The 24,756-nt window shown below is 71.7% G+C and carries 25 protein-coding genes; 21 read left to right on the top strand and 4 right to left on the bottom strand.

The window, feature by feature from the left end; genetic code table 11:
• The first annotated feature begins 208 nt into the window (after nucleotides 1-208).
• The 17 genes from LY625_RS09075 (at nucleotide 209) to pncB (ending at nucleotide 15,285) form a co-directional block, all read left to right on the top strand.
• The gene (locus tag LY625_RS09075; RefSeq protein WP_233739707.1) at nucleotides 209-481 is read left to right on the top strand and encodes a ribbon-helix-helix protein, CopG family; all 273 of its coding nucleotides are present in this window, start codon (nucleotides 209-211) and stop codon (nucleotides 479-481) included.
• A complete protein-coding gene (locus tag LY625_RS09070) occupies nucleotides 478-780 on the top strand; it encodes a type II toxin-antitoxin system RelE/ParE family toxin (protein ID WP_233739706.1) in 303 nt (100 codons plus the stop codon). The genes LY625_RS09075 and LY625_RS09070 overlap by 4 nt, the downstream gene beginning before the upstream one ends.
• A 135-nt stretch (nucleotides 781-915) precedes the next feature.
• Nucleotides 916-2,628, top strand: coding sequence for a type II secretion system ATPase GspE (gspE, locus tag LY625_RS09065; RefSeq protein ID WP_233739705.1), 1,713 nt, complete (start codon nucleotides 916-918; stop codon nucleotides 2,626-2,628).
• 114 nt (nucleotides 2,629-2,742) lie between these two features.
• On the top strand, nucleotides 2,743-3,303 hold the full coding sequence (locus LY625_RS13495; protein WP_343223478.1) for a GIY-YIG nuclease family protein: 561 nt from the start codon (nucleotides 2,743-2,745) through the stop codon (nucleotides 3,301-3,303).
• Nucleotides 3,304-4,521 carry a type II secretion system F family protein gene (locus LY625_RS09055; RefSeq protein WP_233739704.1) on the top strand — a complete coding sequence of 406 codons (1,218 nt, stop codon included), beginning with the start codon at nucleotides 3,304-3,306 and terminating at the stop codon, nucleotides 4,519-4,521. It begins immediately after the preceding gene.
• 76 nt (nucleotides 4,522-4,597) lie between these two features.
• Nucleotides 4,598-5,032, top strand: a complete 435-nt coding sequence (gspG, locus tag LY625_RS09050) for a type II secretion system major pseudopilin GspG (protein WP_233739703.1) — start codon at nucleotides 4,598-4,600, stop codon at nucleotides 5,030-5,032.
• Nucleotides 5,010-5,483 carry a GspH/FimT family protein gene (locus LY625_RS09045; RefSeq protein ID WP_233739702.1) on the top strand — a complete coding sequence of 158 codons (474 nt, stop codon included), beginning with the start codon at nucleotides 5,010-5,012 and terminating at the stop codon, nucleotides 5,481-5,483. The genes gspG and LY625_RS09045 overlap by 23 nt, the downstream gene beginning before the upstream one ends.
• Nucleotides 5,480-5,899, top strand: a complete 420-nt coding sequence (locus tag LY625_RS09040) for a prepilin-type N-terminal cleavage/methylation domain-containing protein (protein ID WP_233739701.1) — start codon at nucleotides 5,480-5,482, stop codon at nucleotides 5,897-5,899. Before LY625_RS09045 ends, LY625_RS09040 begins: the two co-directional genes overlap by 4 nt.
• On the top strand, nucleotides 5,896-6,552 hold the full coding sequence (locus tag LY625_RS09035) for a prepilin-type N-terminal cleavage/methylation domain-containing protein (RefSeq protein WP_233739700.1): 657 nt from the start codon (nucleotides 5,896-5,898) through the stop codon (nucleotides 6,550-6,552). Before LY625_RS09040 ends, LY625_RS09035 begins: the two co-directional genes overlap by 4 nt.
• Nucleotides 6,549-7,472, top strand: coding sequence for a type II secretion system protein GspK (locus tag LY625_RS09030; protein WP_233739699.1), 924 nt, complete (start codon nucleotides 6,549-6,551; stop codon nucleotides 7,470-7,472). The genes LY625_RS09035 and LY625_RS09030 overlap by 4 nt, the downstream gene beginning before the upstream one ends.
• Complete coding sequence (locus LY625_RS09025; protein WP_233739698.1) at nucleotides 7,469-8,653, top strand: PilN domain-containing protein; 1,185 nt, start codon at nucleotides 7,469-7,471, stop codon at nucleotides 8,651-8,653. Before LY625_RS09030 ends, LY625_RS09025 begins: the two co-directional genes overlap by 4 nt.
• Nucleotides 8,634-9,257, top strand: a complete 624-nt coding sequence (gene gspM / locus LY625_RS09020; RefSeq protein ID WP_233739697.1) for a type II secretion system protein GspM — start codon at nucleotides 8,634-8,636, stop codon at nucleotides 9,255-9,257. The genes LY625_RS09025 and gspM overlap by 20 nt, the downstream gene beginning before the upstream one ends.
• Nucleotides 9,247-9,954 carry a general secretion pathway protein GspN gene (locus tag LY625_RS09015; protein ID WP_233739696.1) on the top strand — a complete coding sequence of 236 codons (708 nt, stop codon included), beginning with the start codon at nucleotides 9,247-9,249 and terminating at the stop codon, nucleotides 9,952-9,954. Before gspM ends, LY625_RS09015 begins: the two co-directional genes overlap by 11 nt.
• 112 nt (nucleotides 9,955-10,066) lie before the next feature.
• On the top strand, nucleotides 10,067-12,277 hold the full coding sequence (gene gspD / locus LY625_RS09010; RefSeq protein ID WP_233739695.1) for a type II secretion system secretin GspD: 2,211 nt from the start codon (nucleotides 10,067-10,069) through the stop codon (nucleotides 12,275-12,277).
• Between the two features lie 16 nt (nucleotides 12,278-12,293).
• Nucleotides 12,294-13,127 carry a glycosyltransferase gene (locus LY625_RS09005; protein ID WP_233739694.1) on the top strand — a complete coding sequence of 278 codons (834 nt, stop codon included), beginning with the start codon at nucleotides 12,294-12,296 and terminating at the stop codon, nucleotides 13,125-13,127.
• Nucleotides 13,124-14,086 carry a glycosyltransferase family 2 protein gene (locus tag LY625_RS09000; RefSeq protein ID WP_233739693.1) on the top strand — a complete coding sequence of 321 codons (963 nt, stop codon included), beginning with the start codon at nucleotides 13,124-13,126 and terminating at the stop codon, nucleotides 14,084-14,086. The genes LY625_RS09005 and LY625_RS09000 overlap by 4 nt, the downstream gene beginning before the upstream one ends.
• Nucleotides 14,087-14,094: 8 nt before the next feature.
• On the top strand, nucleotides 14,095-15,285 hold the full coding sequence (gene pncB / locus LY625_RS08995; protein WP_233739692.1) for a nicotinate phosphoribosyltransferase: 1,191 nt from the start codon (nucleotides 14,095-14,097) through the stop codon (nucleotides 15,283-15,285).
• Between the two features lie 369 nt (nucleotides 15,286-15,654).
• On the opposite strand, the gene LY625_RS08990 is transcribed toward pncB, so the two are convergent.
• The 4 genes from LY625_RS08990 to LY625_RS08975 all read right to left on the bottom strand — a co-directional run bounded on the left by LY625_RS08990 (nucleotide 15,655) and on the right by LY625_RS08975 (nucleotide 20,645).
• A complete protein-coding gene (locus LY625_RS08990; RefSeq protein ID WP_233739691.1) occupies nucleotides 15,655-16,971 on the bottom strand; it encodes an NCS2 family permease in 1,317 nt (438 codons plus the stop codon).
• Between the two features lie 37 nt (nucleotides 16,972-17,008).
• Nucleotides 17,009-17,821 carry an orotidine-5'-phosphate decarboxylase gene (pyrF, locus tag LY625_RS08985; protein ID WP_233739690.1) on the bottom strand — a complete coding sequence of 271 codons (813 nt, stop codon included), beginning with the start codon at nucleotides 17,819-17,821 and terminating at the stop codon, nucleotides 17,009-17,011.
• A gap of 31 nt (nucleotides 17,822-17,852) precedes the next feature.
• The gene (gene ettA / locus LY625_RS08980; RefSeq protein WP_233739689.1) at nucleotides 17,853-19,514 is read right to left on the bottom strand and encodes an energy-dependent translational throttle protein EttA; all 1,662 of its coding nucleotides are present in this window, start codon (nucleotides 19,512-19,514) and stop codon (nucleotides 17,853-17,855) included.
• A 141-nt stretch (nucleotides 19,515-19,655) separates the two neighbouring features.
• Nucleotides 19,656-20,645 carry a putative sulfate exporter family transporter gene (locus LY625_RS08975; protein ID WP_233739688.1) on the bottom strand — a complete coding sequence of 330 codons (990 nt, stop codon included), beginning with the start codon at nucleotides 20,643-20,645 and terminating at the stop codon, nucleotides 19,656-19,658.
• A gap of 103 nt (nucleotides 20,646-20,748) precedes the next feature.
• Between LY625_RS08975 and LY625_RS08970 the strand changes: the two genes are divergently transcribed.
• The 4 genes from LY625_RS08970 to ribD all read left to right on the top strand — a co-directional run bounded on the left by LY625_RS08970 (nucleotide 20,749) and on the right by ribD (nucleotide 24,652).
• Nucleotides 20,749-21,651: a LysR family transcriptional regulator gene (locus LY625_RS08970; protein WP_233739687.1), complete on the top strand. Its 903-nt coding sequence runs from the start codon at nucleotides 20,749-20,751 to the stop codon at nucleotides 21,649-21,651.
• A 26-nt stretch (nucleotides 21,652-21,677) separates the two neighbouring features.
• On the top strand, nucleotides 21,678-22,946 hold the full coding sequence (gene glyA / locus LY625_RS08965) for a serine hydroxymethyltransferase (RefSeq protein WP_233739686.1): 1,269 nt from the start codon (nucleotides 21,678-21,680) through the stop codon (nucleotides 22,944-22,946).
• 90 nt (nucleotides 22,947-23,036) lie between these two features.
• Nucleotides 23,037-23,555, top strand: coding sequence for a transcriptional regulator NrdR (nrdR, locus tag LY625_RS08960; protein ID WP_233739685.1), 519 nt, complete (start codon nucleotides 23,037-23,039; stop codon nucleotides 23,553-23,555).
• Nucleotides 23,552-24,652 carry a bifunctional diaminohydroxyphosphoribosylaminopyrimidine deaminase/5-amino-6-(5-phosphoribosylamino)uracil reductase RibD gene (gene ribD / locus LY625_RS08955; RefSeq protein ID WP_343223477.1) on the top strand — a complete coding sequence of 367 codons (1,101 nt, stop codon included), beginning with the start codon at nucleotides 23,552-23,554 and terminating at the stop codon, nucleotides 24,650-24,652. The genes nrdR and ribD overlap by 4 nt, the downstream gene beginning before the upstream one ends.
• Nucleotides 24,653-24,756 lie beyond the last annotated feature (104 nt).

Raw genomic sequence — 24,756 nt, 5'->3', positions numbered from 1 at the left:
CGATGGCTTCGGAGGCACGCCTTCCGGATACGGCACCGGCGCCATGGCTCCCCGCGTGCGCGGGGATGATGGGAGGAGGGCTGTGTGTGTGTGGGTGCCTCGCCCGGCTACCCGCTTTTACTCGTTCCTCACTCCTCTTCACTCGTTCCTCGCTCCCGCCTGTAGCACGACGTACTACACTGTCCCGGGACCCCTATCCGGAGCCCCCATGGCCGTGACCAGCATCCGTTTGCAGCCCGAAGTCGAACAGGACCTTCGTGAAACCGCGCAGCAGTTGAACCGCAGCCGGAACTGGCTGGTCAACGAGGCGGTGCGCGAATACGTGGCCCGACACCAGGCGCAACGTTCGCGCATGGAGGAGACCCTGGCTGCCATCGATTCGGTCGCCCGCGGTGAAGTCGTGTCGGGGCAGGCGGTGCACGCCTGGCTCGACTCGTGGGGCAGTGACGACGAGCTCCCGCCGCCCGCTAGCGGCCAATGAGGCTCACGTATTCGAAGGACGCTGTCGCAGATCTCACCAGGCTGCGGCGATTCATCGCCGTGCATGACCCGACCGCTGCCGCGAGGGTCGCTGGGGATCTCACGGCCCGCGTGGAGCGGCTTTCTGCGTCTCCTTTCATGGGGCGCAGGGTGGAGGGGTTCCCCCCGCCTGCAGAAATTCGTGATTTCTCCTTTGGCGACTACGTAGTGCGCTATCTGGTGCGCAAGGACTTTGTGGTCATCCTGCGCGTATGGCATCACCACGAAAGTCGCGTGGGTGAAGCCGCCAGTCCCGGCTAAAGCGCTACTACATTCGTCGGTGGGCTACGCGCCTTTACTCGTTCCTCACTCCTCTCCACTCGTTCCTCGCTCCCCGTTCCTCGCTCTCCCTTTCCCACTGCTAAAGTCGGCGCCACCCCCCGGCGGAGGCCCGGCGTGAGCGCGGCCATCGAGTCAACTCCCATCACGACACCGGACGAGCGCATCGTCGAGGCGCTGCTGGCGCGCGGTGCGCTCAAGTCGCCCGACCTGGTCCGCGCCCGGCGGCTGCAGGCCGAGACCGGCGGCGGCCTGCTCGGGTTGCTGGGCCGGCTGGGGCTGGTGTCCGAGCGCGACCATGCCGAGTCCAGTGCCCAGGTGCTGGGGCTGCCGCTGGCCGATACGCGCGCGCTGCCGGAGTTCCCGCCCGAGGATGTGGCGCTCACCCCGCGCTTCATGAAGCAGTTCGCCGCCTGTCCTGTTGCGGTCGACGAAGGGACGGTCGACCTGCTCGCCGCCGATCCGCACGATGCCTACATCGTCGACGCGGTGCGCCTGGCGACCGGTCGCGAGGTGCGCCTGCAGGTGGGCCTGCGCTCGGAAATCGTCGATCTGGTCGAGCGCTGGCACGGCCAGGGCCGCAGTGCGATGGGCACGATCGTGGAGACCGCGGAGGGCGAGTCCGGGGACCTGGACGACGTCGAGCACCTGCGCGACCTGGCCTCCGAGGCGCCGGTGATCCGGCTGGTCAACCTGTTGATCCAGCGTGCGGTCGAGCTGCGCGCCTCGGACATCCACATCGAACCGTTCGAGAACCGGCTCAAGGTGCGCTACCGCGTCGACGGGGTGCTGGTGGACGGCGAGAGCCCGCCGGCCAACCTGACCGCGGCGGTGGTCAGCCGGATCAAGATCATGGCGCGGCTGGACATCGCCGAGCGCCGGCTGCCGCAGGACGGGCGGATCATGCTGCGGGTGCAGGGCAAGGAGCTGGACCTGCGCGTGAGCACGGTGCCGACCGCGCATGGCGAGAGCGTGGTGATGCGCCTGCTCGACCGCCAGGCGGTGGTGCTGGATTTCCACCAGCTCGGCTTCACCGATGAGTTCCTGCCGCAGTTCCGCAGGGTGCTCGCGCAGCCGCACGGCATCCTGCTGGTGACCGGCCCGACCGGTTCGGGCAAGACCACCACGCTGTACACCGCGCTGGGCCAGCTCAACACGCCGGACGTCAAGATCATCACCGTCGAGGATCCGGTCGAGTACCAGATCGAGGGCATCAACCAGATCCAGGCGCGGCCGCAGATCGGCCTGGACTTCGCCGGCGCGCTGCGCTCGATCGTCCGCCAGGACCCGGACATCATCATGATCGGCGAGATGCGCGACCTGGAGACCGCGCGCATCGCGATCCAGTCCGCGCTCACCGGCCACCTGGTGCTGAGCACCCTGCACACCAACAACGCCGCCGGCGGCATCACCCGGCTGCTGGACATGGGGGTGGAGGACTACCTGCTGACCTCGACGGTCAACGGCATCCTCGCCCAGCGCCTGGTGCGCCGGCTCGACCCGGCGAGCGCCCGGCGCTACCCGGCCAGCGCGGAGCAGATCGAGCGCTTCGGCCTGCGCCGTTTCCAGCCCGACGGCGAGATCCACCTGTATCGTCCGGTGCCGTCCGAGGCCGCGCCCACCGGCTACCGGGGCCGCACCACGATCATGGAGTTCATGCCCATCGACGACGCCCTGCGCGCGGCGGTGATGCGCCACGCCGGGATGGGCGAGATCGAGCACCTGGCCCGCGAGGCCGGCATGCGCACCATGTTCGAGGACGGCATCGCCAAGGCCCTGGCCGGCATGACCACGCTGGAGGAAGTCCTGCGCGTCACCGAGGACGCCTAGTCCCCCGTCATTCCCGCGAACGCGGGAATCCATGGACGTCGCTGTCGCCCGGTTCCCCGTCATTGCCGCGAACGCGGCAATCCATGGACCTGCCGCTTCAAGGAGTGAAGCAAAGTGGAAAGGCACCCCTGCGTCTACCTGCTGGCCAGCAAACCCAACGGCACCCTCTATCTCGGTGTCACCAGCAATCTCATAGCCCGCATATGGCAGCATCGGGAACACGCAGTCGACGGCTTCACTGCGAAGTACGACATCACCCGCCTGGTCTGGTACGAGCAGCATGAGACGATGGAATCGGCGATCCTGCGCGAGAAGCGACTGAAGAAGTGGCGGCGGGCCTGGAAGGTGGAACTGGTGGATTCGTCCAATCCCTCATGGCGTGACCTGTGGCCCGACATCGTCGGACTGGAGCCGCGACCTGCCGCACCGTCATCCCCGCACGTCGACACGTCATCCCCGCACATCGACACGTCATCCCCGCACATCGATTCGACAGCCCCGCACATCGATTCGACAGCCCCGCATGTCGATACGTCATCCCCGCGCACGCGGGGATCCATCACCGCGGACCAGGAAACCATAACGTCCATGGATTCCCGCGTCCGCGGGAATGACGATCGGGACGTCCGCGGGAATGACGATCGGGACGTCCGCGGGAACGACGGAGCCGGATAGATGCCGCTGTATTCCTACAAGGCCCTCAACACCCAGGGCGAGCTGCTGGAGGGCCAGATGGAGGCCGCCAGCGACGCCGAGGTGGCGGTGCGCCTGCAGGAGCAGGGCCACCTGCCGGTGGAGGCGCTGCCGGCCGGCCAGGGTGGCGGCACCGCCTCGTGGCGGGCGCTGTTCAAGCCCAGGCCACTGGCCGGCGAGCGGCTGGTGCAGTTCACCCGCCAGCTGGCCACGCTGCTGGGGGCCGGGCAGCCGCTGGACCGTGCGCTAACGATCCTGCTGGAGCTGCCCGACGACGAGCCGGCACGGCGGATCGTCGCCGACATGCGCGAGGCGGTGCGCGGCGGTGCCTCGCTGTCGGCGGCGCTGGAGCGCCAGCACGGGACGTTCTCGCGGCTGTACGTGAACATGGTCCGGGCCGGCGAGGCCGGCGGCGCGCTGGCGGAGACGCTGTCGCGGCTGGCCGATTACCTGGAGCGGGCGGCGGCGCTGAAGGCGCGGGTCATCAACGCGCTGGTGTACCCGGCGATCCTGCTGGTGATGGTCGGGCTGGCGCTGCTGTTCCTGCTCGGCTACGTGGTGCCGCAGTTCGCGCAGATGTACGAGAGCCTGGACGCGCCGCTGCCGCTGTTCACCCGCGCGGTGATCGGGGTCGGGATGTTCGTGCGCGAGTGGTGGATCGTGCTGCTGGCCGCGCCATGCCTGGCGCTGCTGTGGCTGGACCGGCGCAGCCGCGATCCGGCGTTCCGCGGGCGGCTGGACGGCTGGCTGCTGCGCCGGCGTTTCTTCGGCCCGCTGGTGGCCAAGGTCGAGACCGCGCGCCTGGCGCGCACCCTGGGCACGTTGGTACGCAACGGGGTGCCGCTGATGGCGGCGCTGGGCATCGCGCGCAAGGTGATGGGCAACCGGGTGCTCGGCGCCGACGTGGAGGCCGCCACCGAGCAGGTCCGCAACGGCGTGCCGGTGTCGTTGGCGCTGGGGCGCGGGGAGCGTTTCCCGCGGCTGGCGCTGCAGATGATCCAGGTCGGCGAGGAGTCGGGCGAGCTTGCCGCGATGCTCGAGCGCGCCGCGGACACCTTCGAGCAGCAGACCGCGGTGGCCCTGGACCGCCTGCTCGCCGCGCTGGTCCCGGTGGTGACCGTGGTGCTGGCGGCGGTGGTCGGGGTGGTGGTGATGGCGGTGCTGACCCCGCTGTACGACCTCACCGGCGCGATCGGCTGACCGCTCGCTGGCCGAGGCTGACCGCCACCGCCAAACCCGGCACACTCCCTGTTCCCGCGACACACAGGACACACGCATGACCCGCAAGCGCCTGCCGACCCGTTCCCGCCTCGCCGCCGGCCAGTCCGGCATGAGCCTGGTCGAGATCATCATCGTGATCGTGCTGATCGGCGCGGTGCTGACCTTCGTCGGTTCCAGGGTGCTGGGCGGGGCCGATCGGGCCAAGGTGAACCTGGCGAAGTCGCAGGTGATGACCCTGGCGCAGAAGGTCGAGGCCTTCCAGATGGACACCGGCCGCCTGCCGCAGAGCCTCGGCGAGCTGGTCACCGAGCCGGCCGGCGTCGGCGGCTGGTTGGGCCCGTACGCCAAGGCGCCGGAGCTCAACGACCCCTGGGGCAACCCGGTGCTGTACAAGGCGCCCGGCGAGAACGCGCCCTTCGAGCTGGTGGTGCTGGGCCGTGACGGCAAGCCGGGTGGCAGCAGCGCGGATGCCGACATCCGCCACGAGTAGGCGTCGCGGCCAGCACGGCGTCTCGCTGCTGGAGATGCTGCTGGTGGTCGTGCTGATCGCCGCGATCGGGATGATGGCGGCGGCGGCCTTCACCGGCGGGCTGGCCGGCGTGCAGCTGCGGCAGGCGGCACGCGAGGTGGCGGGCCAGCTGCGCCATGCCCGGGTCCGGGCGATCGCCACCGGGACCCCGCAGCGCTTCGCCATCGACCCCGTCGCGCATGCCTGGAGCGGGGCGGACGGGCGCGCCGGCGAGCTGCCGGAGGAACTCGGAATCCGCTTCATCGGCGCCCGCCAGGTGCAGCCCACGGAAGGGGAAGGCGCGGTGGTGTTCTTTCCCGATGGCGCCTCCACCGGCGGCCGGATCCGCCTGGTCCGCGACAGCGCCGCCTGGGACGTCGAGGTCGCCTGGCTGACCGGCGAGGTGAAGCTGTCGCGGGTGCAGGCACAGTGAGCCGGCGGACGCGACAGGATGGCTACAGCCTGATCGAGGTGGTCGTCGCCTTCGCCCTGCTGGCGCTGGCACTGACCCTGTTGCTGGGCACCCTGTCGGGCGCGACCCGGCAGCTGCGCTGGTCCGACGACGCCGGCCGCGCCGCACTGCACGCGCGCTCCCTGCTGGCCGAGGCGGGCGTCGACCGGCCGCTGCGGCCCGGGGTGAGCCGTGGGGAGCTCGAGGACGGCCGCTACCGCTGGTCGCTGCGGGTCGAGCCGTGGGACGAGCCGGGCCTGTCGCCACAGCCGCGCGATCCGGCCGGCGGCGGACTGCATGCGCTGGAGCTGCAGCTGCAGTGGGGCGACGGCGGCCCGGGCGAGCAGTTGGCGGTGCGCAGCCTGCGCCTGCTGCCGCCGGAGCCGGTGGGCCGATGATCCGCCGCCCGCCCTTGCGCAGCCGCGGCTTCACCCTGGTCGAGGTGCTGCTGGCGACCGTGTTGCTGGCGGCCGGCCTGGCGCTGGCCTTCGCCACGCTGACCGCCGCCAACGGCACCGTGATCCGCGGCGAGCGCATCGCCAGCGAAGCCGAGCGCATGCGCGCGGTGGAAGGTTTCGTCCGCCGGCGGCTGGCCGGCGCCCGGCACATGGCCTTCGACTCCCCCGCAGGCGAGCCGCCCCGTCGCTTCCTGGGCGCCCCGGACCGGGTACGTTTCGTCGCCGACCTGCCGGACTATTTGGGGCAGGGCGGCCCCTACCTGCACGACTTCCGCATCGAACGCGTGCCCCGGCGCGACGGCAGGGTCCGGCTGCTGGTCGAACTGCGGATGGTGCTGGCGGGGCAGGCGATGGAGGGCCCCTCCGGCCGCCCGCCGGAATTGCTGGCCGGTGAACTGCGTTCGGCGGGATTCCGTTACCGCGGACTGGACGAGGACGGGGAGCCCGGTCCCTGGCAGGAGCACTGGGACGAGGCGGAACGCCTGCCGCTGATGGTCGAACTGGTGCTGGTCGGCGAAGACGGGCGGGCGTGGCCGCCGGTCCGGGTGCTGTTGCCGCAGGCCGCCGCGCCGCCGCCGGGAGACAACCGGTGAGCGGCCGGCCCGCCCGCGGCGCCGCGCTGGTACTGGTGCTGTGGCTGATCGTGCTGCTGACCGCGGTGGTCGGCGGCTACGCACTGGTTGCCCGGACCGGGCACCTGCAGGGGCGGGTGGAGACCGGCCAGCTGCAGGGGGATGCCGTCGCGCGGGCCGGACTGGAGTACGCGGTCTGGCGCCTCAACCATCCCGAGCCGGCACTGCGCTGGCACCCGGACGGGCGACCCTACCGGTGGGAGTACGACGGCGCGCAGGTCGAGGTGCGGATCACCGACGAACGCGGCCGGGTCGACCTCAACCGGGCACCGCCGCAACTGCTCCAGGCGCTGCTGCAGGCGCTGGGCACCGATCCCGGCCGGGCCGCCGCGCTGGCGGCCGCGATCGCTGACTGGCGCGGTGCCGACGGCACGCCCGGTCCCGGCGCGGCCGGGGACGCGGCCTACGCCGCCGCCGGGCGCGCCTATGGCGCCAAGGGCGCGCCGTTCGAGTCGGCGGCCGAGCTGCTGCAGGTCCTGGGGATCGAGCCCGACGATTACCGGCGCCTGCGCCCCTACGTGACCGTCCATTCCGGCCTGCCGCAGCCGGAGGCCGCATTCGCCGCGCTGCCGGTGCTGGAGGCGCTGGGGGTGCGCGACGCCGCGTTGCTGGTGCAGCTCCGCGGCCAGGCTGGCGGGGCCGGGAACCCGGCTGCACCCGACCTGCAACGGCCCGGCGCCGATGCCGCGTCGGCCGCCCACCTGCTGCAGCGGGCGGAGGGCGGGGCGGTGCGGCGTGGAACGTATAGTATCGACAGCCTTGCCCGCCTCCCGGACGGCAGCCGGACGGTGACGCGGGCGGTGGTACGCCTGCAGGGGACGGGGGCGCCGGGAATGGCGTACATGGTGTTGGCCTGGGAGGAGGGAGCTTCGCCGCAATGAGCGTGACGGGTGCCATCCCGGGCTCGGCCCTGGACCGGATCGGCGTGCGCCTGGCCGGGGCGGGCGGCTTCATGGGCTGGTGGGGGCGCTCGCTCGCCCAGCTGCTGCCGCGCCGCCTGCGCCGCGCGCTGGAACTGGAGCCTGGCCGGATCCTGCTGGAACCGGTCGGCGAGAGCGTCCGCCTGCGCCTGCAGCGCGAGGACCGGCTGCGGGATCTTGCCGCGCTGGACCGGTCCCTGCTGGACCCGGCCCTCCAGGCCGGCCTGGCGCCCGCGCCGGACCGCGACCCGCTGGCCAGCCAGCTGGATCCGTCCTGCCGCCACCTCCCACGCTGGCTGCTGCTGCCTCCGGCGGCCGCCCTGTGCCGTCGCCTGCGCCTGCCCGCGGCCGCCGGCGAGCGCCTGCGCCAGGTCGCCGGCTTCGAGATCGAGCGGCAGACCCCGTTCACCGCCGATGCGGTGGTGTTCGATGCCCGCGCCCTCGGACCGGCGGCGGACGGGCAGCTGGACGTCGAACTGGTGGTGGTGCCGCGCGCCCAGCTGCAGCCGCGGCTGGATGCGCTGGGTCCGCTCGCCGGCACGCTCGCCGGCATCGACGTCGCCGCCGGCGACGGGCGCCCGCTGGGCATCAACCTGCTGGCCCCGGCACAGCGCCACCGGCTGCGCGACCCGTGGACGGCGGTGAACTCGGTCCTGCTGGTGATCGCGCTGCTGGCACTGGTCGCGGCCGGTGCGCAATTGCTCGACAACCGCCGCGATGCCGCCGATGCGCTGGAGGCCGCGCTGGCCGCCCGCGCCGAGGCCGGCCGGCAGGAGGCCGCCAGCCTGCGCCAGGCACAACTGCTGTTGCAGGGGCAGGGTTTCCTGGAACGCACCCGGGCCGCCCGGCCCACCGCCACCGCGGTGCTGGCCGAACTCACCGGGCGGCTGCCGGACGACACCTACCTGGAAAAGCTTTCCATCGAAGGCGACCAGCTGATGCTGATCGGCCTCGGGCGCAGTCCGGCGGGGCTGGTCGAGCGCCTGCAGGGCGCGGCGCTGTGGCAATCGCCGGCGCTGGCGGGCGCGGTGATGCCCGACCCCGCCAGTGGCCGCGACCGCTTCACCCTGACCGCGCGCCTGGCCACCCCGGCCACGCCCGCCGGCAACCCGGAGGCCGCCGATGGCGACGGCCCTGGCTGAGCGCCTGCGCGGGCAGGACCGCTGGGTGGCGCTGGCGCTGTTGCTGGCGCTGCTGGCCCTGGTCTATGCGCTGCTGGTCCATCCGTTGTGGACCCGGCCGATGCTGGAGGCCGGCGAACGCATCGACGGGCTGCGCGAGCGCGAGCTGCGCCTGCGCATGCGCGAACAGCAGGCCCCGCAACTGCGCGAACGGATGGCCGAGCTTGCCCGGCGCCAGGGCGACCGCCCCGGCTTCCTGCTCGCCGCAACCCCCGAGCTGGCCACCGCCGGCCTGGTGCAGCGGCTCGAGGCGGTGGTTTCGGAGGCGAGCCCCGGCAACCGCAGCTGCGCGATCAGCAACCGCTCCCCGCTGCAGCCCGACACCCGCGGCGAGTACGTGCGGGTGGCGGTCCAGGTCCGCCTGAGCTGCGGCACGCCGGAGCTGGCGGCGGTACTGCACGCGCTGGAAGGCGGCAGCCCGCGGCTGTTCGTCGACAACCTGGGCATCCTCGCCCAGCGCATGTATGGCGCGGGCGGGGCGGCGAATGACAGCGGCGGCCTCGACGTGGCCTTCGACCTGTCCGGCTACCTGCTGGCCAGCGGGGAGGGCGGCGATGCGCCTTGAGCACGCCGGGCCGCGCACCCGCCTGCTGGCCGTGCTCGCCGGCGTGGCGGTGCTGGCGTGGGTCGCCACCCTCAGCGGGCTGGGCGGCCGGGTCACGCCGCTGGCCGACGACCCGTCCCTGCTGCCGGCGCTACCCGATCCGGGAACCGACGCCGCGCCGGCGCTGGAGCCGTTGTCCGCCTACGCCGTGATCGCCGAGCGCCCGCTGTTCTCGATGGACCGTACGCCCAGGCCGTTCTTCCTGGCCGGGCGCGACGGCGAACCCACGGGCGGCGGCTTCGACTACCAGCTCACCAGCGTGATGCTGACCCCTTCGCTGCGCATGGCGATCCTGCAGCCCGCCGGCGGCGGCGAACCGGTGCGCGTGCGCGAGGGTGCGGCGCCGCCCGGCGCGCCGGACTGGCGGCTGGCCGGCCTGGACCGTCGCAGCGCGGTTTTCGAAGGGCCCGACGGGCGCCTGGCGCTGGGCCTGCGGGTTTTCGACGGTTCCGGCGGCAGCGCGTCGCCGGAGCCGGTCGCCACGGAAATGGACGCCGACTCCTCCGACGCCGATGCCGAGCCCGCGGCCGATGCAGATGCCGCCGCCAATGCAGATGCCGCGGCCAGGGCGGTCCAGCCCGATGCCGCCCAGGTCGATGCGATCCGCCAGCGCATCCAGGCCCGCCGGGCCCGCCTGCAGCAGCAGGCCGGGCAGTAAACCCATGCCGCAACGCGCCCGAACCAGAGTGCACCCGATGACGCATCACGACCGCCCCCGTCCACCGCTCTTGCCCGCACGCGCCGCCGCTACCCGGTGGCCCGCGGCCCGCGTGCTGCTGTCCGCGCTGGCGGTGACCCTGGTGCTGGGCGCTTGCGCCAATGTCCCGGTGGCCGACATCCGCCGTGCGCCGACCCTGCCCGACGCGGGCGTGGCGGGCACCCCGGCGCAGTCGCCGGCGACACCGGCGGCCGCGGGGCAGGTGGCGGTCGAGGGGCTGGCCGACGACAGCCCGCAGGCGCAGATCCGCCGCGGCACCGGCGAGGTGATCAACCGCGCCGCCGCCGCGGCGCCGCGTCCCGGCGTGGGCGGCACCAGCGGCGAGGCCACCTTCAACTTCGAGGGCGAATCGCTGCACGCGGTGGCCAAGGCGATCCTGGGCGACATGCTGGGGCAGAACTACATCATCGCCCCCGACGTGCAGGGCACGGTGACCCTGGCCACCCCGCGCCCGGTCAGTTCCGCCGAGGCGATCAGCCTGCTCGAGCAGGTGCTGGCCTGGAACAACGCGCGGATGGTCTACAGCGGCGGGCGCTACAACATCGTCCCGGCCGAACAGGCGCTGGCCGGCAACGTCGCCCCGCGCACCGGCAGTGCCGCCGGGGCGCGCGGCTTCGAGGTGCGCACCGTGCCGCTGCGCTACGTCTCGGCCGAGGAGATGAAGAAGATCCTCGAGCCCTACGCCCGGCCGGACGCGATCGTCGGCACCGACAACGCGCGCAACGTGATCAGCATCGGCGGCAGCCGCGCCGAGCTGGAGAATTACCTGCGCACCATCGAGGTCTTCGACGTCGACTGGCTGGCCGGGATGTCGGTGGGCGTGTTCCCGCTGGAGACCGGCCGCGCGGCCCGGGTGGTCGAGGACCTGGAAGCGATCTTCGGCGAGCAGGGCGAGTCGCCGGTGTCCGGGATGTTCCGCTTCATGCCGGTCGAGGGTGCCAACGCGGTGATGGTGATCACCCCGCAGGCGGAGTACCTGGAGCACATCCGCCAGTGGCTGGAGCGGATCGATGGCGCCGGGGCCGGGATCCGCCTGTACAGCCATGAGCTCAAGTACATCCGCGCCCGCGACCTGGCCGACCGGCTGGCCGAGGTCTTCGGCAGCGGCAACGCCGGCGGCGAGCCGGGGACCGACGGCCGCGACGGGCCCTCGCTGATGCCCGGAAGCGAGGCGATGGAACTGTCCTCCGACGGCGGCAGCGCGCGCGGCGGGGTGTCGTCACGGCGCGGCGGCACGCGCAGCGGCGGGGGCGGCGGACTGGCCGGCAGCGGCGGCGGGCTGGAATCCGAGCTTGCCCTCGACCCGGCCACCGAGGGAAACGCCAGCGCCCGGATGCAGGTCGAGGGCGACCCGGTCGGGGTGTCCGCGGTGGAGGAAACCAACTCGCTGCTGGTACGCACCACCCCGCGCGCCTGGAAGTCGATCCGCGAGGTGATCGACCAGCTCGACGTGATGCCGATGCAGGTGCACATCGAGGCCCAGGTGCTGGAGGTGCAGCTTTCCGGGGCGCTGGAGTACGGCGTGAACTGGTTCTTCGAGCGCGCGGTCACCGACGCCGGCCTGCCCAGCGCCCGCGGCCGCGACACCTGGAGCACCCTGGCCGGCAGCGTGCGCTCGGCGAGCGGCGACCCGGCCGGACTGGCCTGGACCTTCCTCGGCCGCGACGCCGCCGCGGTGGTCAGCGCGCTGGACGAGGTCAGCGACATCAACATGCTGCAGACCCCCTCGGTGGTGGTGCGCAACAACGCCGAGGCGACCTTCAACGTCGGCAGCTCGATCCCGGTCGCTTCGGTGACCATGAACCCCGGGTATGGCGGCGACAACACCTACAGCCAGGTCGAGTACATCGACACCGGCGTGATCCTCAAGGTGCGCCCGCGGATCACCCGCGACGGCCTGGTGTTCCTGGACATCGTGCAGGAGGTCAGCGCGCCCGGCGCGCAGGAGGACCGCTGGGGCAACGTGCGCATCGACACCCGCCGGCTCAAGACCGAGGCCGCCATCAGCAGCGGCGAGACGGTGATGCTGGCCGGGCTGATCCGCGACAGCGTGGCACGCGGCTCGTCGGGCTTTCCCGGCCTGAGCCGGATCCCGGTGATCGGCGGGCTGTTCGGCACCCAGAGTTCGGAGACCCGCCGCGAGGAAACCATCGTCCTGCTCACGCCCACCATCGTGCGCAACCCGCTGGAGGCGCGGAACCTGACCGACGAGTACGGCCGCCGGTTCCGCGCGCTGGAACCGCTGCGCACCGGCCAGCCGTAGCAAGCCAGGAGTACCGATGAGCGAACTGCCCATCGTGGTGCTGCCGGTCGGCAGCGACGACGACGCCCTGGATGCCACCCTGGCCGCGCTGGAGGCCGGCACCGCGCCCGGTACCCGGGTGTGGCTGGCCGACAACGCCAGCACCGGCCCGCGCGGCGCGGCGATCATCGAGCGCTGGCTGGCCGCCACCCGGCTGCGGGCCGACTACAGCCGCCGCCAGCGCCGCATCGCCGAACTCGACCACCTCGACGAGGTGCTGGCTGCGTGCGGCGGCGCCGACGTCGCGGTGCTGGCAGCCGACGCGGTGCCGTTGCCGGGCTGGCTGGAACGGATGGCCGCCTGCCTGGCCTCCGACGGCGCGGTGGCCAGCGTCAGCGCCTGGAGCAATGCCGGCGAGGCGGTGGCCTGGCCGCGCATCGGCGAGACCGTCCCCCCGCCCGCCGAACCGGCCCGCCTGGCCCGCGCCGCGGCCCGCATGCCCGCCGGCACTCCCGAGCTGCCGGCCGCGGTCGGCCATGCGGTGGTGTTGCGCGGGGCGGCGCTGCAGAAGGCCCGCGGGCTGGACGTGGACAGCTTCGGTTCCTGGGATGCCGGGCTGACCGACCTGTCGCTGCGGCTGGCCGGGCTGGGCTGGCGCAACGTGCTGTGCACCTCGGCCTTCGTCGCCCGCCCGGCCGAGGGCCTGCCGGCCGATGGCGACATGGAGCGGCTGGCCGCGCGCTGGCCGGACTGGCATGCCCGGCTGGCCGGTTTCCTGATGGACGACCCGCTGCGTGGCGCGCGGGCGCAGCTGTCCGCACTGCTGGCGGACACCGGCCCGCCGCACCCGCAGGCCGACCTGTTCCCATGAGCCCGCCCCCCGGCTCCATCGCCGCGGTTGTGGTCACCTACCAGAGCGCGTCCACCATCGACGAATGCCTGCGCCGGCTGCGCGCCGCGCAGGGCGTGGCCGCGATCCGCGTGGTCGACAACGCCTCCGGCGACGACACCCTGAGGCTCGTCCAACGGCACGCCACCGCCGACGCCCGGGTACGCTTCATCGCCAACCCGGACAACCCGGGCTTTGGCACCGCCTGCAACCAGGGCGTGGCGGAGGTGGCGCCGGATGCCGCGGAATGGGTGGCGCTGGTGAATCCGGATTTGATGGTGGAAGGGGACTCGCTGGCGCGGGTGGCGGCGCTGGCGGGGACGTCCATGGATTCCCGCGTCCGCGGGAATGACAGGGAGGATTCCCGCGTGCGCTGGAATGACGACGTGCCCCCGTCGCGTCATCCCCGCGAACGCGGGGATCCATGGACCCTGCTCGGCGCCGACCTCGTCGGCGAGGACGGCGTCCGCGACCCCGCCGCCCGCCGCCGCGATCCCGATTTCGCGGCCATGCTGCGCACCCTGCTGTCCGGCGGCAGCACCGCCGCCGCAATGGCCATCCCCCCCGACGACCGCCTCGCGCTGCAGCCGGTGGAGGCGGTCTCCGGCGCGCTCATGCTCCTGCCGCGCGCGCTGTACGACCACCTCGGTGGCTTCGACGAAGCCTACCGCCTGCACGCGGAGGACCTCGACCTGTGCCGTCGTGCGCGCCAGGCCGGCGCGGCGATCGCCGTCGCCAACCAGGTCCGCGTGCTCCACGTGCGCGGCGTCTCCAGCCGCTCCAACCCGGTGTTCGTCGAGTGGCACAAGCACCACGGGCTGTGGCGCTACTTCAGCCGGTTCGAGGCCCCCCGGCGCGGCCTTGCCACCCGCGTCGCCGTCTGGCTGGCAGTGTGGGCGCGTTTCGCACTCGCCATGCTGCGCCATATCGCGCGGCCCTGAGGACAGCCATGCCGGTCATCGAATCCCTGCTCGACACCGATCTGTACAAACTCACCATGATGCAGGCGGTGCTGCACCAGCACCCCGGGGCGCACGCGCAGTACCGCTTCCGTTGCCGCACCCCCGGCATCGACCTGGCCCGCGACATCGACGCCATCTCGGAGCAGATCGATGCGCTGTGCCAGCTGCGCTTCACCCAGGACGAGCTGGACTACCTGCGCGGGCTGCGCTTCATCAAGCCCGACTTCGTCGACTTCCTCGGCCTGTTCCGGCTCGACCGCAAGTACCTGACCCTGCGCCCGGACGCGGACGAGCCGGGCGGGATCGAACTGGAGGTCGCCGGTCCCTGGCTGCACACCATCCTGTTCGAGGTGCCGCTGCTGGCGATCATCAGCGAGGTGCACATGCGCGGCCTGGCCGGCGCGGGCACCCGCGCCGAAGGCCTGCGCCGCCTGCGGGCCAAGGCCGCGCAACTGCGCGACGCGGTCGGCTACGAGGACTGCCGCATCACCGACTTCGGCACCCGCCGGCGCTACTCCCGCGCCTGGCACGGCGAAGTGGTGGAGATGCTCATGGCGGAACTGGGCGAGAAGTTCGCCGGCACCAGCAACGTCGACCTGGCCCGCCGGCTCGGCCTGAACGCCCAGGGCACCATGGCCCACGAATGGCTGCAGGCCTTCCAGGCCCTGGGCCCGCGCCTGCGCGACTCCCAGGTCGCGGCCTTCGACAGCTGGGCCCACGAGTACCGCGGCGACCTGGGCATCGCGCTGACCGACGTGATCGGCCTGGACGCCTTCCTGCGTGATTTCGACCGCTACTTCTGCAAGCTCTTCGACGGCATGCGCCACGACTCCGGCGACCCCTTCGAATGGGGCGAGCGGCTGATCGCCCACCTGCAGGGGTACCGCATCGACCCGCGCACCAGGGTGCTGGTGTTCAGTGACGGCCTCGATGTCGACCTGGTGATGCAGCTCTACGCCCGCTTCCGCGGCCGCGCGCGCACGTCCTTCGGCATCGGCACCAACCTGACCAACGACCTGGGCGTGCCGCCGCTGAGCATCGTGATAAAGATGATCCGCTGCAACGGACAGCCGGTGGCCAAGCTGAGCGATTCGCCGGGCAAGACGATGTGCGACGACGAGGGGTATTTGGCGTATCTGCGGCAGGTCTTTGAAGTCGGCGGGCGAGGAACGAGTTGAGAGGAACGAGGAACGGGTAAAAGCCGGTGGTTTCGGAGAGGTCGCGGCTGGAGCCGGCTGTCTTGGGGGACGGGCCGCCCTCCTGCGCACATGTGCTTCTTAACGTCGGGCGGCCCGTCCCCCAAGACAGCCGGCTCCCTCCACAACACTGCCCCTTCGGGGTGTGGTGGATGGGCTTCGGTGCCTGCCACCGGAGCCAAGGCACTTCCGCCGCGTTGGCAGTTCGAATGGAATACCAAGCCCCCGAACCGGCAGTGCGTCACGTGGGAGGTGGCTGTCGTACAGGCGGGGCCGCCCGACTTTAAAAAGCACATGTGCGCAGGAGGGCGGCCCCGCCTGTACGGCAGCCACCTCCCCCGCGATACCCCCTCACTCCAAAGCGAACCGCAACACGAACAACCCCGCCACCACCCACACCGCCGGATGCACCTCCCGCCAGCGCCCCGTGCCCGCCTTCAGCGCGGCGTAGGAGATGAAACCGAACGCCAGTCCGTTGGCGATCGAGTAGGTGAAGGGCATCGCCAGCGTGCACAGCGCGGCCGGGACCGACTCGGTGATGTCCGGCCACTCCACGTCCACCAGTTCGCGCAGCATCAGCCCGGCGACGAACAGCAGGGCCGGGGCGGTGGCGTAGCCGGGGACCATGGCCGCCAGCGGGGAGAACAGCAGGGCGAGCAGGAACATCGCCGCGACCACCAGTGCGGTCAGGCCGGTGCGGCCGCCGGCCTGCACGCCCGAGGCGCTCTCGGCGTAGGCGGTGGTGCTGCTGGTGCCCAGCAGCGAGCCGGCGAGGATCGCGCTGCTGTCGGCCAGCAGGGCGCGGCCGAAGCGCTTGCGGCCATCGGGCAGTTCCATCAGCCCGGCGCGGCTGGCCACGCCGTAGAGCACGCCGGTGGCGTCGAAGACCTCCACCAGCACGAACACCAGCACCACCTGCAGCAGAACCGCCATCGGGGCGCCGCCATCGTGGTGGAGCAGGCCGGGCAGGTCGAGTTGCAGGAAGGTCGGGGCCAGGCTCGGAGGCAGCGAGACGATGCCCTGGAAGCCGACCTCGCCCAACAGCAGGGCCGCGCCGGTGACCGCGAGGATGCCCAGCAGGATCGCGCCGCGGATGCCGCGTGCCTCCAGCACGGCGATCAGCAAAAAACCGCCCAGCGCCAGCAGCGGCGGCGCGGAGTCCAGCGGGCCGAGGGTCACCAGGGTGTCGGGACTGGCCACGATCACGCCGGACTTCTGCAGCGCGATGATCGCCAGGAACAGGCCGATGCCGGCGACGATCGCCGAGCGCAGCGAGGCCGGAATGCCCGCTACCAGCCAGGCCCGCACCCCGGTCAGCGACAGTGCCAGGAAGATCAGCCCGGAGATGAAGACCGCGCCCAGCGCCTGCTGCCAGGGATAACCGGCCGCGCCGACCACGGTGAAGGCGAAGAAGGCGTTCAGCCCCATGCCCGGTGCCATGCCGACCGGGAAGTTGGCCACCAGTGCCATCACCAGCGAACCCAGCGCCGCGGCCAGGCAGGTCGCCACGAACACCGCGCCCGGATCCATGCCGGTGCTGCCAAGGATCTCCGGGTTGACGAAGACGATGTAGGACATCGTCAGGAAGGTCGTCAGGCCCGCCAGCACCTCGGTGCGCACGCTGGTGCCGTGCTGTTGCAGGCGGAACAGGCGCTCGCTCAGAGGCATGGCGGGTCAGGCGGATGGATGGACGTTCCTCGCCTCATCACCGCCAGCAGTTGATCGCATCCCGCAACTCGCGCGCGGCGCCCGCCGCCGCCTCGGCAAAATCATCGCCCGACGAGGCATACAGGATCGCCCGCGACGAGCTGATCACCAGCCCGGTGCCGTCGGCGCTTTTCGCGTTGGTCACCACGGCCTCGACGTCGCCGCCCTGGGCGCCGACACCGGGAACCAGCAGCGGCATGTCGCCGACGATCGCGCGCACCTCGCGCAGCTGCGCCGGCCAGGTCGCGCCGACCACCAGCGCGCAGTTGCCGTTGCCGTTCCACTCGCCGGCGACCTTCTGCGCCACGTGCTGGTAAAGCGGCCTGCCATCGACGACCAGGTCCTGCAAGTCGCCGGCGCCGGGATTGGAGGTGCGGCACAGGATCACCACGCCGCGGTCGGCGTGATCGAGGAACGGCTGCACCGAGTCGCGGCCCAGGTACGGGTTGGCGGTCACCGCATCGGCGGCGTAACGCACGAAGGCCTCGGTGGCGTAGTGCTGCGCGGTGCTGCCGATGTCGCCGCGCTTGGAGTCCAGGATCACCGGAATCCCCGGATGGACCTGGTGGACATGGGCGACCAGCCGCTCCAGCGCGTCCTCGGCCCCCAGCGCGGCGAAATGCGCGATCTGCGGCTTGAAGGCGCAGGCGTACTCCGCGGTCGCATCGACGATCGCCCGGCAGAAGCCGAAGACCGCGTCCGGATCGTCGGCGAAGCGCACCGGGAACTTCCCCGGCTCCGGATCCAGGCCCACGCAGACCAGCGAGTCGGAGGTGGTCCAGCGGTGTTTCAGGGCCTGCATGAAGCGCATGGGCTGCCTCTCCACTCGTTCCTCGCTCCTGCTATTTAAGCGCCTTGAACCGCAACCGCTTCGGCCCGGCGTCATCGCCCAGCCGGCGCTTCTTGTCTTCCTCGTACTCGCGGTAGTTGCCCTGGAAGAACTCCACGTGGCTGTCGCCCTCGAAGGCGAGGATGTGGGTGGCGATGCGGTCCAGGAACCAGCGGTCGTGGCTGATCACGAAGGTGTTGCCGGGGAACTCCAGCAGCGCGTCTTCCAGTGCGCGCAAGGTCTCGATGTCCAGGTCGTTGGACGGTTCGTCCAGCAGCAGCACGTTGCCGCCCTGCAGCAGGGTCTTGGCCATGTGCAGCCGGCCGCGCTCGCCACCCGACAGGGTGCCGACCTTCTTCTGCTGGTCCTGGCCCTTGAAGTTGAAGCGGCCGATGTAGGCGCGCGACTGGATCTCGACGCCGTTGATGTTGAGGATGTCGGCGCCGCCGGAGACTTCCTGGAAGACGTTGTGGTCGCCCTCCAGCTTGTCGCGGCTCTGGTCGACGTAGGCGATGTTGACCGTCGGGCCCATCTCGATGCTGCCCGAGTCCGGCTTTTCCTGGCCGGTGATCATCTTGAACAGGGTCGACTTGCCGGCGCCGTTGGGGCCGATGATGCCGACGATCGCGCCCGGCGGGGCGATGAAGCTCAGGTCGTTGATCAGCAGGCGGTCGCCGAAGCTCTTGGAGACGTTCTTGAACTCGATGACCTTGCTGCCCAGGCGCTCGCCCGGCGGGATGAAGATCTCGTTGGTCTCGTTGCGCTTCTGGTAGTCGACCGACTGCAGTTCCTCGATCCGGGCCAGTCGCGCCTTGCCCTTGGAGCGGCCGCCCTTGGCGTTGGAGCGGGCCCATTCCAGTTCCTTCTGGATCGCCTTCTGGCGCGCCTTCTCCTGGTTCTCCTCGCGCTTGAGGCGGTCTTCCTTCTGCACCAGCCACTCGGTGTAGTTGCCCTTCCACGGGATGCCGCGGCCGCGGTCGAGCTCGAGGATCCACTCGGCGGCGTTGTCGAGGAAGTAGCGGTCATGGGTCACTGCCACCACGGTGCCGGTGTAGCGGGCCAGGAACTGCTCCAGCCACTCCACCGACTCGGCGTCCAGGTGGTTGGTCGGTTCGTCCAGCAGCAGCATGTCGGGCTTCTGCAGCAGCAGGCGGCACAGCGCGACGCGGCGCTTCTCGCCACCGGACAGGTTGCCGATCACGGCATCCCACGGCGGCAGGCGCAGCGCGTCGGCGGCGACTTCCAGCTGGTTCTCCAGGGTGTGCGCGTCGCCGGCGGCGAGGATCGCCTCCAGGCGCTCCTGCTCCTTGGCCAGGGCGTCGAAGTCGGCGTCTTCCTCGGCATAGGCGGCGTACACCTGCTCCAGCTGGGCCTGGGCCTGCAGCACCTCGCCAACGCCTTCCTCCACCGCCTGGCGGACGGTGTGCTCGGGGTTGAGCTCGGGCTCCTGGGCCAGGTAGCCGACCTTGATGCCCGGCTGCGGGCGCGCCTCGCCGGAGAAATCGGTGTCGACGCCGGCCATGATCCGCAGCACGGTCGACTTGCCCGAGCCGTTCAGGCCGAGCAGGCCGATCTTGGCGCCGGGGAAGAAGGACAGCGAGATGTCCTTGATGATCTGGCGCTTCGGCGGAACGGTCTTGCTGACCCCGTTCATGGTGTAGATGTATTGCGACATGGGGGCTCCGGAGTGAACGCGGCTGCCGCCGGGCAGTGGCACGGCGGGCCAGGATCGAAAAGGGATCGCGCGGATTATAGCGGCTTGGCATTGCCCCGGCCGCCCCCCGCCGGCGGCCGGCAGGTGCCGTTGCGGCGGGGGTCAGGCCTGCCCGCCGGCAACCTGCAGCAGCAGGCTGCCGCAGGCGACCGCGATCCAAACCCCCAGCCCGAGCAGGATCGGCCGCGGCCCGGTGGCGCCCATCCGCCGCAGGTCGGCCGACAAACCGATCGCGGCCAGCGCCAGCACCATCAGTGCCACCGCGCCCAGGTGCAGCGGCGCCAGCAGGCCCGCCGGCAGCAGCCCGGCGGTGCGCACCGCGGAGGCGGCCAGGAAGCCGAGGATGAACCACGGGAAGACCCGCGCCAGCCCGGGCCGCGCCGCCTGCGCGCCGGTGCCGCCGCCGCGCCAGGCCACCGCCGCGGCCAGCGCGAGGCAGACCGGCACGATCATGGTCGCGCGGGTGAGCTTGACGATGGTGGCGTAGTCGCCGGCCTCGCGGCTGTAGGCGTAGCCGGCGGCGACCACCGAGGAGGTGTCGTTGATGGCGGTGCCGGCCCACAGCCCGAAGCCGGCATCGCTCAGTCCCATCAGGTGTCCCAGCGGCGGGAACAGCAGCACCGCCACCAGGTTGAACAGGAAGATGGTGGAGATCGCGAACGCGGTTTCGTGCTCCTGCGGGCGCAGGATCGGGGTCACCGCGGCGATCGCCGAACCGCCGCAGATCGCGGTGCCCACGCCCACCAGCACGGTCAGCTTGCCGGGCACCTTCAGCCAGCGCCCCAGTGCCCAGGCGGCGAGGAAGGCGACCACGAGCGTGCCCAGCATCACCCCCAGCGACTCCGCCCCGGTGCGGGCGACCTCGCCCAGGTCCAGCCCGAAGCCGAGCAGGATGATCGACCACTGCAGGCCCTGCTTGCCGGCCAGGCGGACGCCCGGGTCGAACCGCGGCCCCGGCGCGAACACCGCCCGTGCCAGAACCCCCAGCACGATCGCCGCGACCGCCGCGCCCACCAGCGGCAGCGCGGCGCCGATTCCCCACGCCAGCACGGCCACCAGCAGCGCCAGCCCGATCCCGTCCAAACGCCCCATGCCGGGACCTCCGCAGTGCGGCAACGCCGCGATGGCCGCATCGTGCGGTATCGGTCCCATAAGTGGAACTTCTTGTTTCTGATTGCCGTTATCATTTTTCCTGATGATCAACGTCAGCCCGCGCCAGCTCCAGGTGTTCGTCGGGACCGTGGACGCCGGCAGCCTGCGTGGCGCGGCGGCGCGCCTGCACCTGACCCAGCCGGCGGCCAGCATGGCGCTGGCGGAAATGGAGCGGCTGCTGGGCGTGCCCGTGTTCGACCGCGAGCGCGGGCGCCTGCGCCTGAATGCCCGTGGCCGCGAGCTGTTGCCGCTGGCGCGGGAACTGCTGGAGCGCCACGCCGAGTTCGGCCACCGGGCGGCCATGGACGGAGGCCGGCTTTCGGGCGAGCTGCGCATCGGCACCAGCAATACGGTGGGCAACTACCGGGTCGGCGAACTGCTGGGACCGTTCGTGCGGGCACAGCCCGGGGTCTCGATCCGGCTCCAGGTCGACAACACCACGGCGATCGCGCGGGCGTTGCTGCGGCACGAGCTGGACGTGGGCTGCGTGGAGGGCCCGGTGCTGGATCCGGCGCTGGAGGCGCTGCCGTGGCGGGAGGACCGGCTGCTGCTGTGCGCGCCTCCCGGGCACCGGCTGGCGGGCCGCGCCGCGCTGCAGCCGGCGGACCTTGCCGGCACCGCCTGGGTGCTGCGCGAACCCGGTTCGGCCACCCGCGCGCTGTCGGAGCTGGTCCTGGCGCGCCTGCCGCCGCCCGCCAGCATCCTCGAGCTGAGCCAGAGCGAGGCGATCCGGCAGGCGGTCGCGGCCGGCCTGGGGGTCGCGCTGCTGCCGGAGGTGGCGGTGGCGGAGGCCGTCGCCGCGGGCCGCCTTGCCCGCCTGGAGGTCCCGGTCCTGGAGCCCCTGCTCACCCGGCGGATGTCGCTGCTGCTGCCCTGCGGGCGGTACCGCGGCGCGGCCCTGGAGGCGTTCGTGCGGGCCGCGACCCGCGGGCTACAATCGGCCTGAACCCACCCCAGCGTCCTGGAGTCCCGATGTTCCCGCGCGATGCCCGCATTGAAGGTTATGACCCCGAACTGGCCCAGGCGATCGCCGCCGAGGCGCAGCGCCAGGAGGACCACGTCGAGCTGATCGCCTCGGAGAACTACGCCAGCCCCCGGGTCATGGAGGCCCAGGGCAGCGTGCTGACCAACAAGTACGCGGAAGGCTATCCGGGCAAGCGCTACTACGGTGGCTGCGAGCACGTGGACGTCGCCGAGCGGCTCGCGATCGAGCGGCTGAAGGCGCTCTACGGCGCGGGCTCCACGGAAGGAATGTATGCCAACGTGCAGCCGCACTCGGGCAGCCAGGCCAACCAGGCGGTCTACCTCGCCCTGCTGCAGCCCGGCGACACCATCCTGGGGATGAGCCTGGCGCATGGCGGCCACCTCACCCACGGGGCGAAGGTCAACGCCTCCGGCAAGCTGTTCAACGCGGTGCAGTACGGCGTCGACGACCACGGCCTGATCGACTACGACGAGGTCCAGCGCCTGGCCGACGAGCACCGGCCGAAGATGCTGATTGCCGGGTTCAGCGCCTATTCGCAGGTGGTCGACTGGGCGCGCATGCGCCGGATCGCCGACTCGGTCGGGGCGATCTTCTTCGTCGACATGGCCCACGTCGCCGGCCTGGTCGCCGCCGGGGTGTACCCCAGCCCGCTGCCGCACGCGCACGTGGTCACCTCGACCACCCACAAGACCCTGCGCGGTCCGCGCGGCGGCATCATCGTGGCGAAGGACCCGTCCGAGGAGCTGGTCAAGAAGCTGCAGTCGATCGTCTTCCCGGGCATCCAGGGCGGACCGCTGATGCACGTCATCGCCGCCAAGGCGGTCGCTTTCAAGGAAGCACTGGAGCCGGAGTTCAAGGCCTACCAGCAGCAGGTGGTGAAGAACGCCCAGGCGATGGCGAAGACCATCATCGAGCGCGGCTACCGGATCGTCTCCGGCGGCACCGAGAACCACCTGATGCTGGTCGACATGATCGGTAAGGGCATCACCGGCAAGGACGCGGAGGCCGCCCTCGGCCGCGCCCACATCACGGTCAACAAGAACGCGGTCCCCAACGACCCGGAAAAGCCCTTCGTCACCTCCGGCCTGCGCATCGGCACCCCCGCGGTGACCACCCGCGGCTACCTGGAAGCCGACTGCATCGAGCTGGCCAACTGGCTGTGCGATGTCCTCGACGCCCCGGCCGACGAGGCAGTGATCGCCCGGGTCCGCGACGCGGTGACCGCCCAGTGCCGCAAGTTCCCGGTTTACGGGTGAGAGCGAGAAACGAGTAAGCGAGAAACGAGTAAAGGCAAAAGCAAGCGCTCTCCTCTCGTTCCTCACTCCTATTCACTCACTCCTGCTCCCATGCATTGCCCCTTCTGCCAGCACACCGACACCCGGGTGATCGACTCGCGGGTCTCCGACGACGGCGCCACGATCCGCCGGCGGCGGGTGTGCGAGGCGTGCGGGGAGCGGTTCAGCACGATCGAGACCATCGAGCTGAAGTTGCCGGCGATCATCAAGTCCGATGGCCGCCGCGAGGCCTTTGATGCGCGCAAGCTGCGGGCCGGTTTCGACCGCGCGCTGCAGAAGCGCCCGGTGGCCGAGGAGCAGGTGGAGGCCGCGGTGCGCGCGGTGGTGCACCAGCTGCGCATGAGCGCCGAGCGCGAACTGCCGTCGATGCGCCTGGGCGAGTTCGTGATGGGCGAGTTGCGCAAGCTCGACCACGTCGCCTACGTACGCTTTGCCTCGGTGTACCGCGACTTCAAGGACGTGGCCGACTTCCGCGAGGAACTCGACCGGCTCGAGAAGGACAACAACGGCGAGGCGCAGCTGCCCTTGCTGGACGCGGCCGGCCCCCCGCCAGCCCGGAGGAAACGTTGAGCGAATTCACTGCCACCGACCACCTGCTGATGGCCCGCGCCCTGCGCCTGGCCGAACGCGGCGCCTTCACCACCCGCCCCAACCCGATGGTCGGCTGTGTCCTCGCCCACGGCGGGGAGGTGGTGGGCGAGGGCTGGCACCAGCGCGCCGGCGGCGCACACGCCGAGCCGCTGGCCCTGCAGGCCGCCGGTGAGCGGGCCCGCGGCGCCACCGCCTACGTGACTCTGGAGCCCTGCGCCCATACCGGCAGCACGCCGCCGTGCGCCGATGCCCTGGTCGAGGCCGGCGTGGCGCGGGTGGTGGCGGCGATGCGCGACCCGTTCCCGCGGGTCGATGGCGCCGGTTTCGACCGCCTGGCCGCCGCCGACATCGAGGTGGCCACCGGGCTGATGGAAAAGCAGGCGCGCGCCCTCAACCGCGGCTACCTCTCGCGCATGGTCCGCGGGCTGCCTTGGGTGCGGGTCAAGCTGGCCACCAGCCTGGACGGGCGCAGCGCACTGGCCAGCGGCGAGTCCAAGTGGATCAGCGGCGAGGCCTCGCGGCTGGATGTGCAGCACTGGCGCGCCCGCTCCGGGGCGATCCTGACCGGCGCCGGCACGGTGCTGGCCGACGATCCCGCGCTGACGGTGCGGCTGGGCGACGACACGCCATTCGAGCCGCCGCTGCGGGTGGTGCTGGACGCCGGGCTGGCGACGATCGCCCGCGGCCGGGTCCGCGAGGGCGATGCGCCCACCCTCTACATCCACGCCCCCGATACCAAGCTCAGCCGCGGCATCGACGCCCAGCTGGCCACCGCACCGGTGCAGGGCGCGCGCTTCGACCTGCACCAGGTGCTGCGGCTGCTGGCCGGGCGCGGCATCAACGAGGTCCAGGTCGAGTCGGGCGCCACCCTGGCCGCGGCCTTCCTGGAGGCCGGACTGGTCGACGAGCTGCTGCTGTACGTCGCGCCGGTGCTGCTGGGCTCGCATGCCCGGCCGCTGTTCGACGGCCTCAACATCCACAGCATGGCCGACCGGCTGGAGCTGGAGATCGTCGACACCCGCCAGCTGGGCGAGGACATCCGGGTGCTGATGCACCCGCGCCCGCGCGGCCAATAGCGCCGTCATCCCCGCGAACGCGGGGATCCATGACCATGAACCATCCCACCCGCGCGCCCACAGCTTTCCACGCGCCGCTCCCCGCCGCGCGCTAGAATCCACCG

This window comes from Lysobacter sp. GX 14042, assembly GCF_021390425.1.
GTDB lineage: Bacteria > Pseudomonadota > Gammaproteobacteria > Xanthomonadales > Xanthomonadaceae > Novilysobacter.
The sequence above is the reverse complement of the archived record's forward strand: the minus strand, read 5'-3'. Positions and strand labels throughout refer to the sequence as shown.